The sequence below is a fragment of the Acetobacter aceti genome (assembly GCF_002005445.1).
Taxonomy (GTDB): domain Bacteria; phylum Pseudomonadota; class Alphaproteobacteria; order Acetobacterales; family Acetobacteraceae; genus Acetobacter; species Acetobacter aceti_B.
On the sequence record NZ_CP014692.1, the window covers coordinates 2,642,140 to 2,656,074 of the forward strand.

Sequence of the window (13,935 nt, forward strand, 5' to 3'; positions counted from 1 at the left end):
ACAATGGCAGATATTGCAGATCAGATCGCTTCTGTTTCCGATGATCCCCCCCTTCTGACGATGGCGGCCATTCTCATGAAAGGCACTTCGTGGGCTCTGGTCAGGGATAGGGTGACCGTGAAAGTCGTGAGAACCAATGCGTCGGACAGACACCCCTTTCAGGGGATCGAGGGGGTTCCCGACAAGCCGGTACCTTCAGGGAGCCATGTGCCTGAGACTGGCTATGCCGTGGTCAACGTGACCGGGCATGAAGATTTCACACGTCCGGGTGTGCCGTGCGACCAGTGGGGCAACATGCACCCCAGCCATGGCTCACATTTCTGATGGGAGTGATCTCACCAGGCCACAAAGTCGTCGAAGATCGCCGCGTCATCACCGAGGGTCATCTGGATGGGTATTCCATCGGGCTCGATCTCGGAAAGTCGCAGGATTTTACGGCCATCTGTGTGGCGGAAGTTTTTCTCTGCGAGCGTCAACGCTGGCAGAAATTGCAATTCGAGCCGCTTGCCCAGATCGTGCAGCGCCGGGTGACGTGGCGCTACCGTATCCGCAACGTGCATCGTTACCCCCGTGGCACGTCCTATCCCGATATCGCCAGATCGGTACGCAATGTCATGGGACAGCTTCCGGCGGCTCCTGTTCCGCCCGCGCTGTTCGTGGACCGCACGGGCGTCGGGGCTCCGGTTGTCGATACCATGCGTGAAATGGGGCTGGCGCTTGTCGGCGTGTCGATCACAGGCGGCGCGAAGGTGAACAAACCGAACCCCCGTGAGGCGAATGTGCCGAAATCGGTGCTGGCGTCCGCGCTGGATATTGCCTTTGCCGAGGACCGTCTCGAACTCACATCGCAAGCCAGCGCGTCTGAAGCTCTGAAATCTGAATTGCAGGGCTTCAGAGTGAAGAAAACGGCGCACGGGAACGAGACGATGGAAGCGTGGCGTGAAGGCATCCACGACGATCTCGTACTGGCCACGGCGTTGGCGGTCTGGGGTGGCGAGCAACGCATCCGTCCGCGCCAACCCGTGCAGTGGAGTATGGGCCGATGACCATCGCCACAATCGACCCCGGCAACAGCGGGGCCGTCGCCATCCTTTCCAATGCCGGCGACCTGATCGAGATCTTCGACATGCCGACCGTGGCCGTCACAGTTGGGAAGAAGCAGCGCAACGTCGTGTCGGCTCCGCTACTGGCGACGATGCTGCGGGCGCATGACCCGGCGGAGATATGGCTTGAGAAGGTCTCGACCAGACCGGGCGAGGGTGCCGTGGGGGCTTTTGCGTTCGGTCGTGGCGTTGGCGTCATCGAGGGCGTGGCTGCTGCCCTTGGCAAGCCTCTGTCCACCGTGACGCCAGCCGTCTGGAAGAAGGCGACCGGATGCCCTGCCGACAAGGGCGGGGCGCGTGCCAGGGCGATGCAGCTTTTCCCGACCGCAGCCGACCAGTTCAAGCGTGTGAAGGATGACGGGCGGGCAGAGGCGGCGCTGATTGGGGTTTATGCCTGCCGACTCGGCTCCCAAAGCCTCAGAACAGCGCTCTGAATGTCTGCCCCTAAGAGGGACAACATGCAGGACGGAGTTCTGTATGGGGCAATAAGCCACTGATTTTGTTCGTTAAATGTAATATGGATGGTGGAAGGGGTTGGATTCGAACCAACGTAGGCGTACGCCAGCGGATTTACAGTCCGCCCCCTTTAGCCACTCGGGCACCCTTCCGTTGGGCCGACGAATTAAGGGTGTTCACGCTGTCTGTCAACCGGTTTGGCGGTTTCTCTTCCATTCCTGTCATCAGACCTGATGACGACGGCACGCAACCCGTCGTATAGCAGCCCCATGCGCACACCTCGACAGTCCCCCCATCAGTCCTCCCGACCGCCTCGGGCCGATTCCCGTGACACCGGTGAAGCCCGCCGTAGCGGCCCGCGTCCCCACGGAAAGAACCGGCAAAAACCCGGCGGTCCCTACTGGATCGCAGGCGTCCATGCCTGCCAGGCCGCTCTGGAGAATCCACACCGCACGGTTCAGCGTGTTCTGCTCTCCGCCGAGGCTCAGGACGATTTCACGCAGCGTCTGTCTGTCCCCCTGCCCGCTTACGTCGAGCGTGGAGACAAGGCCCGCTTCACCGCACTGCTCGGCGCTGAAGCCGTGCATCAGGGGGTCGCCGTGCTGGTGGAGCCGTTGGAAGGCGTGGCCATCGAGGATGCTCTTGAGCGTCCGGGACCGGTCCTCGTGCTCGATCAGGTAACCGATCCCCGTAATGTCGGCGCGATTCTGCGTTCGGCTGCTGCATTCGGTGTGTCCTGCGTGGTGATGCAGGATCGCAACGCACCGGAAGAAGGCCCGGCTCTGGCCAAGGCCGCTTCTGGCGCTCTGGAGGTTGTGCCACTGGTGCGTGTGGTGAATCTGGCCCGTTGTCTGGAAACCCTGAAGCAGAATGACTGCTGGGTTGTCGGACTCGATGCAGGCGGAGGACGGCTTGAGGGCAGCAGCCTTCAGGGCCGTCGCGCGGCTCTGGTTCTTGGCTCGGAAGGCGATGGTCTGCGCCGCCTTACTCGCGAAAACTGTGACGAGATCGCCGGCCTTCACATGCCGGGCACAATGGAGAGCCTCAATGTCTCCGTGGCGGCGGCAATCGGGCTGTATGAACTGGTGAGAGCAGGCTGAAAAAGGCTTGCAGCTCAGTGGGGTGGTCGTTTTAGGGGCTTTGCCCTACGCCCCACAAAGGGACGCGGTCCCTTTGATCCCGACCGGCGGTTCCTTACAAACGGATCAACGCCACCACATAGACAATCAGTACCATTGCCAGCGTAAAACCGACAAGACTGATGACCCGTCCGCGCTGGCGACGGAGCAGTTCACCCTGTTCCACTTCAGTCAGATCAGTCGGCACGGTCATCATGCTATCCACCATGTCAGGGCGTGGTCAGCCAGCAGGCCACAGAACAGCAGAAACAGATAGGCCAGCGAGAAACGGAACGAGACCCGTGCGGCCTTGTCTCCATCCAGGCTGACGCCATTTGCGTCCTGCTTTTCCAGAAGCACACGAACGGCGCAGGCGATAAACCCGAGGCCAAGCAGCAGCGCAGTCGCCGTATAGAGCATCCCGCTCAGATGCATGAAGGACGGCACCAGCGACACGGCCAGCAGAATGATGGTGTAGGCCAGAATATTCCAGCGCGTGTAACGCGCGCCCTTCACCACCGGCAGCATGGGAATACCCGCTCGCCCGTAATCCTTGCAGGCGTAGAGCGAGAGCGACCAGAAATGCGGAGGGGTCCACAGAAATACGATGGAGAACATCACCACCGGCATCACATCCATCGAGCCGGTCGCAGCGGCCCAGCCGATCATCGGCGGAAAGGCGCCCGCTGCACCACCAATGACGATGTTCTGCGGCGTCGAGCGCTTCAGCCACATCGTATAGATCACGGCATAGAAAAAGATGGAGAACGCCAGAATCCCGGCAGCCAGCGTGTTCGTCGCCAGCCACATCAGGATCACCGAGAAAACCGACAGCCCCAGCCCGTAAGCCAACGTCTCATCAGCAGGAATACGACCACCCGGAATCGGGCGCGTCGCTGTCCGCTGCATGATGATGTCGATATCGCGATCGTACCACATGTTGATGGCGCCCGCCGCACCGGAGGCAAGGCAGATACACAGGATACTGATCGCGGCCATAAACGGATTCATGTGACCGGGGGCCATATAAAGACCGGCAGCACCCGTAAACACCACAAGGGAAATCACTCGCGGCTTGAGCAACTGCACCCAGTCTTTCGCATTCGTTCCAACACGAGCTGCGTCAAAACGAACGCGGGCAGGACGCGCTTCAGCAGTCGCACCGCTCATCGACGAATCTCCCGCATGACGACGTGACCGGAGGCCGCTTTCCGGCCTGCACTCAGGACACTCAACAGCACAAAAGCCAGCACCCAGAGCGAAATCGCCATTGCCGCACCACCAAGCGCCTGCCCCAGACCCGTGTTGCTCTCAGAGGCCAGAACACCAAAAAACATGAGGCCAAACTGCACTCTGGCAAAAATCCGGGAGTAGCGCCCCTTCGTCTCTTCGTTCAGCCATGCGTAAAAACCGCCGAACAGGACGAACACAGCGCCATTCAGAACCGCCGTATGCACCCCCGAACCCATCCAGCCAGCAGCAAGCAGCACGAAAAAGCCTGATACCCACAACACTGGCACATCCAGAGCCACTCGCAGCGTCACGGTCTGCCGCCACAGGGCGCGAATCCAGATCCCTGTGAAAGTGATCGCCGCGACAGCAGCCAAGATGGTTCCCGCCTGCTGCACGGAAGCCGGGTTCGCATGTACGAACGCCATACGCCCCCAAAGCACGGGACCGCCAATCGCCACCGTGGCGATAATGGCGACAGCCATCGCCTTCAGCTTCTGTCCGACCGGAGCGATTGTATCAAACACTCTGGCCGCCAGACCGAATGCTGCGACCAGCACAATCAGGGTTGCAGGCATCTCAAAGCGCGGCATCACACCAGATGCGCCAAGAAGCTCCCGGGTCGCTCCCGCCGCCAGCACCGGCGCGGTCAGCAACAGACCAAGAGCGGCGCAAAGCTGCGTCCAGACGAAAAGGGAAAAAGGCACAAGACCGCTCACCCGCTCCTGCCCTCGGGGCGCGATGAGACCTGCTCCGGCGCGCGAATCACAAATGATCGCCACTGTCGACGCTGACATGAGGACAGCCCCGAGACTCCACAGGCACATGCCGGACAGTTCGGCATGTGCAGCGCCGCTCAGGAACATCAGCAACGCCATCAGCATGGCGGCAAGCGCGGCGCCATCAAGCCAGGGAAGAGCTTTCACCCCGCCCCTCATCAGATCATGTGTAAGAAAAAGTCGACCAAAAGCGCCAAGAAAAGCCGGAATACCGACAAACAGCAGCATGGCGCTGGGATGAAATCCCGCCATTCTTGCTTCAAATCCTGCTGGCAAAAGATGAAGCTGGGCGGCGAGAGCCGTGGCTCCGGCCAATCCACCTACCGCCACTGACAGCGCCAGATAACCGGTAGCAGGAGCATAGGGAGACAGTCTGCTACGACGGCTGACCGCTTGAGTTTGGGCAGGTGTCACAACAGCCATCGGCGTCCACGTCTCTCGTTCATCAAGGCTTTTATTATAGGCGGCAACGGCCGGCACGCCGACCGTCAATGGCACTAACCTGATCAGACTAACGGAAACTCCCGTTAATCAAAAGCGCCCTGCTACCCGCCCGGCGGCACACAGACCTGCTTGCAGTGCGCGCCAGTACAGGCCAACCGATCAGGCGACGACCTTTTCCCGACGCTTCAGCACCTCCGCCACAGCGACTTCATGCTCCAGCGTGACCAGTGTGAATAATCCGGCGGGAGGAACGGGCTCAATCCGCGCACGGGCCAGATCTTCCGGTGGAAGAAGGGCTTCCATGGCAAAATCAGGGTGCCAGCCAAGGGAGTGGGAAGCCCGGGCCATACCACGTTCGATCACGCCGCGCACACCGGTCGGGGCCAGAAAATGATTCACGAACAGGATATACCCGCCCGGACGGACCACCCGTTTCAGTTCGGTCAGCAGTTTGCGCGGATGAGGCACAACAGAGGCCACGAACATCGCCACGGCGATATCGAAGGAATCATCGGCGAAACGCGTTTCCTCGGCGTCCATTTCCAGCAGCGCATCAACATTGCTGAGATGGTCACGGCGCACGCGTTCACGCGCCCGGGCCAGCATATCGGAGGAAAGGTCGATACCGGTAATCCGCTTGCTTGCCGTATAGTGCGGCAGTGCAAGACCGGTTCCGACACCGACTTCCAGAACCCGTGAGCCAGGCAGCCGATTCACCGCTGCAACCGCTCTTTTTCGCCCGAAAGCCGAAATGCCACCGAATACGGCGTCATAGACTCCAGCCCAACGCCGATATGCAGCCCTTACAGCATCTGCATCGAGCGCCACACGAGGCCCGTGATTTTCCTCCGTATGGGAGACGCCTTCCGCCGTTTCACTGCGGACATCCTGCAAGACTTCGCTCATTACGCCCTATCTGCTGCCCAATGGTTGAACATTGAGACACGACCAGGGCATCGTAAAAACACGGTCGTGCTCAGTATTGTGGCGACACACTGCCACACGAGACGGCAACGACCAAGCCCACGGAACAAAGATGTCATGGGCAAACCTCATTTCGCGCCGTTCCGAAGGTCTTTTCCGTGCGACAAATGGTCCAGTTCACTCACGCCAGAGCCTGAATAACGACCACAAGCCGTGCTTTCCGCATCCCGGCCATGCTCAGGATTGTCCAGAATACCTTTTTTCAATGACATCTTTCTCTTAATGTTATCATGTCAAAGATGTTTCCGCCTGATGTACAAGGCTGCGATATTGCGGCATAATGGATGGCAACGCACGACGCTACCGGAGAGAAAACTTGAATATTTTCCTGATCATCGTCTGCATTGTCATCTGGTCGGGAATGCTCATCGTGCGGTGGCGGCAGGCCATTTACATGTGGCTGGACAACAAGTTTGACCTTGAGCGCCTTCGCCGGGTCGACAAGGAGAAAAACAACTCCTGACTGTCGTTCAGCCTGCATTCCGCGAGACTTTGGCCTTTATTGAGAAACAGAACAGCCACCATCCACCGCAGTGTAGGAGACCAGTCTGCCCCTGAAAACCAGGACCTCAACACTCAAGAAGGCAGCACAAGTTGCCGCCCCACTCTGATATTTCACAAAATATTTCTATAATCAGACGTTGCCATCTGACAGCAGAGTCCATCGGTCCTGAGAGCAGCGTCAGGCCGACAGACGGCTCTCGATGCAATCCCACAGCAATCCTGCCGGATTGATGCCGTCAAACCGCTCAAGCTCCTGAAGACCCGTTGGTGACGTCACGTTGATTTCCGTCAGCCAGTCACCAATCACGTCGATTCCCACAAAAATCAGCCCACGCTCTTTCAGCATCGGCCCGATGGCGTCGCAGATTTCGACATCGCGAGGCGTCAGTTCCACGCGCTGCGCCACACCGCCAACATGCATGTTGGATCGTGCCTCACCTTCAGCGGGCACGCGGTTGATGGCTCCAATCGGTTTGCCATCAGCAAGAATAATCCGCTTGTCGCCTTTCCTCACTGCGGCTTCATAACGCTGAATCATCAGAGGCTCTCTTGAACGGGCGAAATGCATCTCAAGAAGCGCATTCAGGTTCTGATCGTCCTCACGAATACGGAAGACACCACTGCCGCCATTCCCGAAGAGCGGTTTGACAATGATGTCTTTCCACTTCTTTCGGAACGCATGGATTTCGCCGACATCCCACGTCACCAAGGTCGGCGGCATGAGTTCGGGATAATGTGTAACGAGCAGCTTCTCCGGGGAATCCCGCACGGAACGCGGATCATTGACCACCAGCGCCTTGCCGGGCCCCACACCGTGAACGTGCTCAAGCAGATGAGTCGCGGTGATATAGGCCATGTCAAACGGCGGATCCTGCCGCATGAGGATCACATCCATTTCAGCCAGATCACTTCGCTCAGCATCCCCGAACGTCGCGTGGTTACCTTTTTCGCGCCGCACCGTGACAGGCCGCACCGAAGCCGTCAGGCGGGTTTTCTCACCATGCCCGCCCTCCAGCAGCGCCAGAGAGTCCACGCCGTATACGAAAAGGCGGTGTCCCCGGGCCTGAGCTTCCAGCATCATGGCAAATGTCGAATCACCATTGATATCGACCTCCTCGAGAGGATCCATCTGCACAGCAACATCAAGCCCAGAACGCATCAGCCCAAACTCCTTTTCCAGAGCGAAACTCTTAAAGCACTTCCCTTCCCAAGCAAAACGCTTCCGGATTTACAGGGGTGAGGGATAGGTGATGGCTATGATTTCGATCAGATCCGTACCTCGCGGGGTATGCAGCGTAATCTCATCTCCAACCACCCGCCCGAGGAGCGCCCGGGCGACAGGGGCCAGCAAGGTGATTTCGCGTTTTTCAGAGATAGCTTCGTCCGCTCCGACAATGGTGACCGTCGTTTCCCGGTCATCCACATCGGCATAAGTCACCGTCGCACCGAAAAACACCCGGTCACGACGTACCTGCTGCGCGGGATCGACCTCGATGGCCGTCTCCACCCGCTTGGTCAGAAAGCGGATGCGGCGATCAATCTCACGCAGCCGCTTCTTGCCGTAAATGTAGTCGCCATTTTCAGAGCGGTCACCGTTTCCGGCGGCCCATGAAACAATTTCCACTACAGAAGGCCGTTCGACACGCATCAGATGCGAGAGTTCATCCCGCATCGTGCGTAAACCGCCAGGCGTTATGTAACGGGCGAGATCCCCGTTTCTGTCAGTTTTTTCACTTTGTTGCGCCACGCGGTCCCAAACCTGTTCATCGGTCTTATCCGATGGAGAGTTCATTGATCGCGGTATCGATCTCCTGGAAACTCGGCATCAGATGCATCGGTATATCCTTCCGGCCGATCTCAACACTGACCTGTGCCGGGTTGCCCTGCAGATAGGCGACAAACACGACCCTGATCAGGTCATAATAATGCGCGTCCTCTTCCACAACACTCTGGATACGACCGGCCAACGGACCAACCATACCATAAGCCAGCAGAACTCCAAGAAAGGTACCAACCAGCGCGCCGGCAATCATTTCACCCAGAACTTCCGGTGGCTTGCTGATTGATCCCATGGTCTTGATGACACCAAGCACGGCGGCAACAATGCCAAGCGCAGGCAGACCATCCGCCAGCGTCTGCAGACCGTGCGCCACATGAGTGTCTTCCTTGAGATTCTTTGTCAGTTCACGGGACATGACTTCATCGAACTGAAAGGCGTCATCCATGTTCATGCTGATCATGCGCAGATAATCACAGATCAGATTGCGGACCCGGTTATTGTCCCGAATTTTGGGATAGGCGGCAAAAGCCGTGCTCTCCATTGGCGTTTCGATATGCGACTCAAGCGCCATCACACCCTGTGTCTGGGCCAGCCGCGCAAAGAAAAACAGCAACCCGAGAAGATCAATATAGTCCTGACGACCAAAAGACGGTCCCTTGACTGCCGTCTTCAATGCGCCGGGCACATGCTTTATATCCGCCATCGAATTGGCCATGGCAAACGTGCCGATACCCGCACCAAGAATCGTAATAAGCTCGAACGGCATGGATTTGACAAGCGGCCCGATCGCGCCACCCGATGCGGCAAACGACCCGAACACACAGAGCAGCAGAAACACCAGCCCACCGATTAGCAACATCTAGTCTATCCTCGTTTCAAGGCCGGACAATTGCGCCGCGCCACTTGTCTTCACTGTGTATTCGGCGCCTGGGTTGCCGCGTCTGCGGCAGACTTCGGCTGATCACCGCTTCCTGTCAGGGGAGAGGCATCATCAGGCAATTTCACTTCATGTTCCCGATGCAGCACGAGGACCACGCGCCTGTTCACCGCCGAGGCCGGGTCATCCGCATCCGCCAGATCGTGCGCCGCGCGTCCGACAACTTCAGCCAGCCGCTGTTCAGGGAAACCCGCAGCCGACAGGACTTCACGAGCCGAATCCGCCCGCGCCGCGGATAATGTCCAGTTGGAAGCACCCTTTTTCTTGTAAAGAGCGCCATCGGTGTAACCGTAGATTGAAAGATTCTGCGGCATCGCCGTCAGATACGGTGCGATCTTTTGCAGCAGGCGGGTCGCCCGCTCGTTCAGGCGCGCAGAGCCCGTATCGAACATGGGGTTACGATCGCTCTCCGCGAGCTGGATACGCAGCCCGACAGGAAGCACATCGACCGAGATCTGCGACTTCAACTGTGCCGTAGACGGGTCCTGCGCCAGCGCCTGCTCGATCTGCTTCCGGTCCGCCTGAAGATCCGCTTCTTCCTTTTGTGCCGCGGAATTTTCGCCATCACCAATAGACGTAGCCGCTCCGCTCTTCTCGCCACCAATCGGTACGATACGAGGAAGATCAGGAGGCAGCGTCACTATTTTTCCTATACTTCGATCAGGAAACGCCGGATTGGGTACAGCGAAAACGCCACGTGTGCGGGCGTCAGTGCCTGTGCCGGAATTCTCATTGCCGACAACAATGGAAATACCGGCTCCCATGCCTTCCGCCGTAGCATTCTTGTCTTTTTTACTGAGAGTCAGTGCGCCCGGCGGCAGAATCGCATTCTTCGCGTTCTGAGAAACCTGCAACTTCTCGGACGCCTGCGCCTGCTGGGAGGCCTGTTCTCCAGTCATCTCGGAACCGGTCGCATGTCCGGCATTATCCGCGTCGCCCTGCACGACGGAAGATGAGCGCCCCGGACCACTCGTTGTCTGCGCTGCGGCATCCCCGGTGGTGGCCATCGGATTGAAGAAATTGGCAATGCCCCGCCGGCGCTGTTCCGTAGTGGCGTTGATCAGCCACATCACAAGAAAGAACGCCATCATGGCGGTCACGAAATCCGCGTAAGCGATCTTCCATGCGCCGCCATGATGACCCGCCGCACCTCCGCCGCCACGCTTGACGACTATGATTCGCGCTTTGTTATCCCCGTTTTTACGTGGCATCTGCCTCTCCAACCGCCAGGCCATGCTGGAGGAAGCGGCTTAAAACACGCTTAACAAGGACGTGATGGCGTTACATTGCCGTTTCAGCCACGCCCTGCACCGGGGAGTTTCCGCAACCAGCCCGCAGGCTCCGGCGGTATCGGGCAAGGGATCTGGTAAAGATCATACCGCTCGGCTTCACGCCCTCCGCGCGAACGCACGATGGTCCCGACCGGTTTTGCGAGAGTCGCCCAGGGGCTGCCGGGGGGAAAGGAGCGACGCCCGTTCCGCACAAGCAGGCCCCAACCTGCCCTGCAGGACCAGACAGGCAGATCAAACAGCGTCCAGCGCGGCTCAGCGCCGAGCACCACACGGTTGGGCAGGCTGAAGGCCAGTTCCGACGCAAGGCCATATTCGTCAGAGGCGATAAATGCGGCCTCCTGAGAGCGCAGCGCAATATTTTCGGAAAAAGTCGTCCAACCGCCACCCTGCCGCAAGGCAACGTCAAAATGCCTGTTCAATGGCAGAAACCCTGTCGCCGCCTGACACACCAGCAGTCCCCACAGCGCGTATCCGAGGCGGACAGCCCCTTTCCACCTGCGTTCAGCCTGCACACCGATCAGGCACATAAGAGCCGGATAGATCAGCACGGGCCAGTTCGGCTGCACGCGATCGCCCAGAGCGTGCTGAAGAAACACAGCTCCCGGCACGCACGTCAGACACAGCAACAACCGGTCAACGTCGGTGCGTCTGCGAAACGCAGCAACAAGCGCCATCCCGGCCAGCAGAAAAACGCCCGGCGTCAGCAATCCGAACTGCCCGGCCAGCAGTTCGCCGAGATACCCGGGAGCACTCGCCGGATGCCAGTCGCCCGTGCGACCGCCCTGCCGGACAAAACTGGCCCAGCCATGCGTGGCATTCCACCAGACCACCGGGGCGGTCAGCGCTGCGCCTATGCCCAATCCGGACCACGGCCATGGGGTGAGCAACTGCTTTCGCCGCACTGAAGACAGCAGGCACCACAGACCCAGTCCGGCGACTGGCAGGATCATGGTGTATTTACTGTCGAATCCAAGGCCGGCGCTGACACCAAGCAGCACCCACCAGCGAAGATCGCCGGTCCGCACCAGTCGCGCCGCAGCCCGGAGAAACAGGGCCATGAAAAAGAGCAGCGGCGTGTCGGGGGTCATCAGGGTCGCCCCAACGCCGAGCGCCAGCGTGGCATTGAGCAGGATTCCGGCAGCTACCGGATCCAACATCCGTACCAGCGGCCTGTCCCGTAACAGGACAGTCTGAAAGTCCCGGCAGGCCAGAACGGCCAGAATGGTGCCGACCGCCGCTGCGATCGGGGCTGTCAGCCTGATACCAAGGCCGGTATCGCCGCAGATCAGCGTGCTGATGTAAATCCACCACGCCACCATCGGTGGATGGTCCAGATAACTGGCCTGAAGAGTATGCGACCAGATCCAGTAATAGGCTTCATCGGGGGTAACCGGCAGGCAGGCTGCAAGCAGCAGACGCACGACCGTCAGCGCCACCAGACACATCAGTGGACGCGTCATGGGAACTTTCAGGAATCGGGCCAGCGCACTCCGCGCAGGGCGCAGACTCACCGCCGCATTCCTGACGGATGCGTCACTTCCTGCGCCAGATCAACGTCGAGGACACCGCATAATTCCAGACGACACCGATCACCGCCCCGGTGGCGCTTGCCCGGTCGAAAGTCTGGCCATCATCACGGAAGAGTTGCGCAATACCGATATTGGCCCATGCGCCTGCCGAACACACGACAAGAAACACCAACAGGCCACCGTACAGCCGGATACCCCTGAGCCTGCGGTCACGATAGGTCAGCGTATTGTCGAGCCAGAAATTGACCAGCATGGCGGCGAAGGTGCCCACCGTCTGGGCGACTGAAAAGTCGGTGCCAGACAGACGCAGCACATTCATGATGGCGATGTTCACGATGATGCCGATCAGGCCGACAAACGCAAAGACCAGAAAACGCATCGGCAGCCAGCCATGAAACAGCTTGTCGAGCATCAGCCCGAGGAACTGGAGCATGACAAGGATGTCGAGCTTGCTCTCTCCGGCAAGGCGCGGCTTGAACGTGCAGGGAATCTCTTCCACACGCACTTTTTCAGGTGCGGACAGAACCAGGTCCATGAGGATCTTGAAACCCGCTCCGGACAGACGCGGGGCCGTACGCACGAACAGATCCCGGCGCAGGGCGAAAAATCCGCTCATCGGATCACCCAGCTTCACCGGCAGGATCATCTGCGCCAGCGTGATGCCGCCGTTGGACAGGGCATGTCGCCACACATTGGCAAGACCACTGTTATCGCCACCCGCGACATGCCTGCTCCCGACAGCAATATCACAATGTCCGCCTGCAAGCGCGTCGAGCATGACTCCCAGCCGGGTTTCATCATGCTGAAGATCGCCATCCATCACGGCGATATAGGTCGCGGAGGAAGACAGTGCGCCTTCGATCACGGCCGTTGACAGCCCACGCCGCCCGATGCGGGAGATGCCCCGCACACGCCAGTTGCTGCGCGCAAGCTCCCTGACAGCCTCAATGGTGCCGTCAGGAGAATTGTCATCGACAAAAACAACTTCCCAGTCGCGTCCGGCCAGAGCCTGCGTGAGCGCGTCCACCAGAGGCCGCACATTCGGCGCTTCCCGGTAGCAGGGCACCACAACCGTGATCTCGGGACTTCCTGCACGCATGTCTTCAACAGCGGTGAAGGTGGAGGTGGCGGTGGCGGTTCGTGACAACTGATCCGGCAGGACGAGAGTGGTCACGGCAGTTTGCCGTCCGCCGCCCCTTCCGGTGACGGAAAACGCGAAAGGGTCGTACGGATTGTCTGGAGAGTCTGCACGCGCACCACGTGAGGAGCCTCTGTCAGGCGGCGGGTCATTTCATTCTCCTGCGTCGTGTTCCGTGCAACCATCCGGACCAGAAAGTCGGTGCTGCCACGCATCATGTGGCATTCGACAGCCTCAGGCCATGACGACACCATGGCCTCGAACTGTGACAGAACTGTTTCTTTCTGACTGTCGAGGCCGATCAGGGCGAACAGCGTGATGGGCCAGCCAAGCGAGTTGGCGTCGACTTCGGCATGATATCCCTTGATGACGCCGATTTCTTCCAGCCGCCGCACGCGACGAAGACAGGGAGGCGCGGAAATACCCACTCGACGGGCGAGTTCCACATTTGTCATGCGTCCGTCCGCCTGCAGTTCGACAATAATCAGCCGATCCACCGCATCGAGCTCCGCTTCCGTCACCAGCCTCTCCATCCGCGACCTCGCGTGCATATAGGACGAACCCCGTCATCTGTCCAAAACCCTTTAGCGTCTGCCAGTCCTGCATCAGAAGCTTTCCGCCGGCGCTTGCCCCAGGCGGAA

General features: G+C 59.3%; 17 protein-coding genes and 1 tRNA gene. 5 read left to right on the plus strand and 13 right to left on the minus strand.

Annotation, left to right across the window (positions count from 1 at the left end; genetic code table 11):
• The first annotated feature begins 3 nt into the window (after nt 1-3).
• The 3 genes from A0U92_RS11855 to A0U92_RS11865 are packed head-to-tail and all read left to right on the plus strand — an operon-like array spanning nt 4 to nt 1,537.
• On the plus strand, nt 4-324 hold the full coding sequence (locus A0U92_RS11855; protein WP_077813409.1) for a hypothetical protein: 321 nt from the start codon (nt 4-6) through the stop codon (nt 322-324).
• The gene (locus A0U92_RS11860; RefSeq protein ID WP_077813410.1) at nt 324-1,046 is read left to right on the plus strand and encodes a hypothetical protein; all 723 of its coding nucleotides are present in this window, start codon (nt 324-326) and stop codon (nt 1,044-1,046) included. The genes A0U92_RS11855 and A0U92_RS11860 overlap by 1 nt, the downstream gene beginning before the upstream one ends.
• Nucleotides 1,043-1,537, plus strand: a complete 495-nt coding sequence (locus tag A0U92_RS11865; RefSeq protein WP_077813411.1) for a RuvC family protein — start codon at nt 1,043-1,045, stop codon at nt 1,535-1,537. The genes A0U92_RS11860 and A0U92_RS11865 overlap by 4 nt, the downstream gene beginning before the upstream one ends.
• 88 nt (nt 1,538-1,625) lie before the next feature.
• Here A0U92_RS11865 and A0U92_RS11870 read toward each other — a convergent pair.
• Nucleotides 1,626-1,711: transfer RNA gene (locus A0U92_RS11870), tRNA-Tyr, on the minus strand.
• Between the two features lie 81 nt (nt 1,712-1,792).
• On the opposite strand from A0U92_RS11870, the gene rlmB reads away from it, so the two are divergent.
• The gene (gene rlmB, locus A0U92_RS11875) at nt 1,793-2,659 is read left to right on the plus strand and encodes a 23S rRNA (guanosine(2251)-2'-O)-methyltransferase RlmB (protein WP_077814416.1); all 867 of its coding nucleotides are present in this window, start codon (nt 1,793-1,795) and stop codon (nt 2,657-2,659) included.
• A gap of 94 nt (nt 2,660-2,753) precedes the next feature.
• Here rlmB and A0U92_RS17800 read toward each other — a convergent pair whose 3' ends face one another.
• The 5 genes from A0U92_RS17800 to A0U92_RS17805 form a co-directional block, all read right to left on the minus strand.
• Nucleotides 2,754-2,894: a hypothetical protein gene (locus tag A0U92_RS17800; protein WP_187668978.1), complete on the minus strand. Its 141-nt coding sequence runs from the start codon at nt 2,892-2,894 to the stop codon at nt 2,754-2,756.
• Nucleotides 2,891-3,847, minus strand: a complete 957-nt coding sequence (gene cyoE / locus A0U92_RS11880) for a heme o synthase (RefSeq protein ID WP_077813412.1) — start codon at nt 3,845-3,847, stop codon at nt 2,891-2,893. Before cyoE ends, A0U92_RS17800 begins: the two co-directional genes overlap by 4 nt.
• Nucleotides 3,844-5,184, minus strand: a complete 1,341-nt coding sequence (locus A0U92_RS11885; protein ID WP_149026455.1) for a heme-copper oxidase family protein — start codon at nt 5,182-5,184, stop codon at nt 3,844-3,846. Before A0U92_RS11885 ends, cyoE begins: the two co-directional genes overlap by 4 nt.
• 105 nt (nt 5,185-5,289) lie before the next feature.
• Complete coding sequence (locus tag A0U92_RS11890; protein WP_077813414.1) at nt 5,290-6,036, minus strand: class I SAM-dependent methyltransferase; 747 nt, start codon at nt 6,034-6,036, stop codon at nt 5,290-5,292.
• A 146-nt stretch (nt 6,037-6,182) separates the two neighbouring features.
• A complete protein-coding gene (locus A0U92_RS17805) occupies nt 6,183-6,326 on the minus strand; it encodes a hypothetical protein (RefSeq protein WP_187668758.1) in 144 nt (47 codons plus the stop codon).
• Between the two features lie 104 nt (nt 6,327-6,430).
• Between A0U92_RS17805 and A0U92_RS17810 the strand changes: the two genes are divergently transcribed.
• Nucleotides 6,431-6,577 carry a hypothetical protein gene (locus A0U92_RS17810; RefSeq protein WP_187668759.1) on the plus strand — a complete coding sequence of 49 codons (147 nt, stop codon included), beginning with the start codon at nt 6,431-6,433 and terminating at the stop codon, nt 6,575-6,577.
• A 219-nt stretch (nt 6,578-6,796) separates the two neighbouring features.
• On the opposite strand, the gene gshB is transcribed toward A0U92_RS17810, so the two are convergent.
• The 7 genes from gshB to A0U92_RS11925 form a co-directional block, all read right to left on the minus strand.
• A complete protein-coding gene (gene gshB, locus A0U92_RS11895; RefSeq protein WP_077813415.1) occupies nt 6,797-7,777 on the minus strand; it encodes a glutathione synthase in 981 nt (326 codons plus the stop codon).
• Between the two features lie 69 nt (nt 7,778-7,846).
• Nucleotides 7,847-8,365, minus strand: coding sequence for a transcription elongation factor GreB (gene greB / locus A0U92_RS11900; protein ID WP_236748118.1), 519 nt, complete (start codon nt 8,363-8,365; stop codon nt 7,847-7,849).
• Between the two features lie 25 nt (nt 8,366-8,390).
• On the minus strand, nt 8,391-9,257 hold the full coding sequence (gene motA / locus A0U92_RS11905; protein ID WP_077813417.1) for a flagellar motor stator protein MotA: 867 nt from the start codon (nt 9,255-9,257) through the stop codon (nt 8,391-8,393).
• Between the two features lie 50 nt (nt 9,258-9,307).
• A complete protein-coding gene (locus A0U92_RS11910; protein WP_149026456.1) occupies nt 9,308-10,546 on the minus strand; it encodes a flagellar motor protein MotB in 1,239 nt (412 codons plus the stop codon).
• 83 nt (nt 10,547-10,629) lie between these two features.
• Nucleotides 10,630-12,138, minus strand: coding sequence for a glycosyltransferase family 39 protein (locus A0U92_RS11915; RefSeq protein ID WP_236748119.1), 1,509 nt, complete (start codon nt 12,136-12,138; stop codon nt 10,630-10,632).
• A 22-nt stretch (nt 12,139-12,160) separates the two neighbouring features.
• Nucleotides 12,161-13,330, minus strand: a complete 1,170-nt coding sequence (locus A0U92_RS11920) for a glycosyltransferase family 2 protein (RefSeq protein ID WP_077813419.1) — start codon at nt 13,328-13,330, stop codon at nt 12,161-12,163.
• A complete protein-coding gene (locus A0U92_RS11925) occupies nt 13,327-13,827 on the minus strand; it encodes an Lrp/AsnC family transcriptional regulator (RefSeq protein WP_077813420.1) in 501 nt (166 codons plus the stop codon). The genes A0U92_RS11920 and A0U92_RS11925 overlap by 4 nt, the downstream gene beginning before the upstream one ends.
• Between the last annotated feature and the right edge of the window lie 108 nt (nt 13,828-13,935).

Coding starts and splice junctions, on each gene's coding strand:
- A0U92_RS11860 (WP_077813410.1), top strand. CDS start 324: ATGGGAGTGATCTCACCAGGCCACAAAGTCGTCGAAGATCGCCGCGTC.
- rlmB (WP_077814416.1), top strand. CDS start 1,793: ATGACGACGGCACGCAACCCGTCGTATAGCAGCCCCATGCGCACACCT.
- A0U92_RS17800 (WP_187668978.1), bottom strand. CDS start 2,894: ATGATGACCGTGCCGACTGATCTGACTGAAGTGGAACAGGGTGAACTG.
- A0U92_RS11855 (WP_077813409.1), top strand. CDS start 4: ATGGCAGATATTGCAGATCAGATCGCTTCTGTTTCCGATGATCCCCCC.
- A0U92_RS11865 (WP_077813411.1), top strand. CDS start 1,043: ATGACCATCGCCACAATCGACCCCGGCAACAGCGGGGCCGTCGCCATC.
- A0U92_RS17805 (WP_187668758.1), bottom strand. CDS start 6,326: ATGTCATTGAAAAAAGGTATTCTGGACAATCCTGAGCATGGCCGGGAT.
- gshB (WP_077813415.1), bottom strand. CDS start 7,777: ATGCGTTCTGGGCTTGATGTTGCTGTGCAGATGGATCCTCTCGAGGAG.
- A0U92_RS11925 (WP_077813420.1), bottom strand. CDS start 13,827: ATGGAGAGGCTGGTGACGGAAGCGGAGCTCGATGCGGTGGATCGGCTG.
- A0U92_RS11910 (WP_149026456.1), bottom strand. CDS start 10,546: ATGCCACGTAAAAACGGGGATAACAAAGCGCGAATCATAGTCGTCAAG.
- cyoE (WP_077813412.1), bottom strand. CDS start 3,847: ATGAGCGGTGCGACTGCTGAAGCGCGTCCTGCCCGCGTTCGTTTTGAC.
- motA (WP_077813417.1), bottom strand. CDS start 9,257: ATGTTGCTAATCGGTGGGCTGGTGTTTCTGCTGCTCTGTGTGTTCGGG.
- A0U92_RS11890 (WP_077813414.1), bottom strand. CDS start 6,036: ATGAGCGAAGTCTTGCAGGATGTCCGCAGTGAAACGGCGGAAGGCGTC.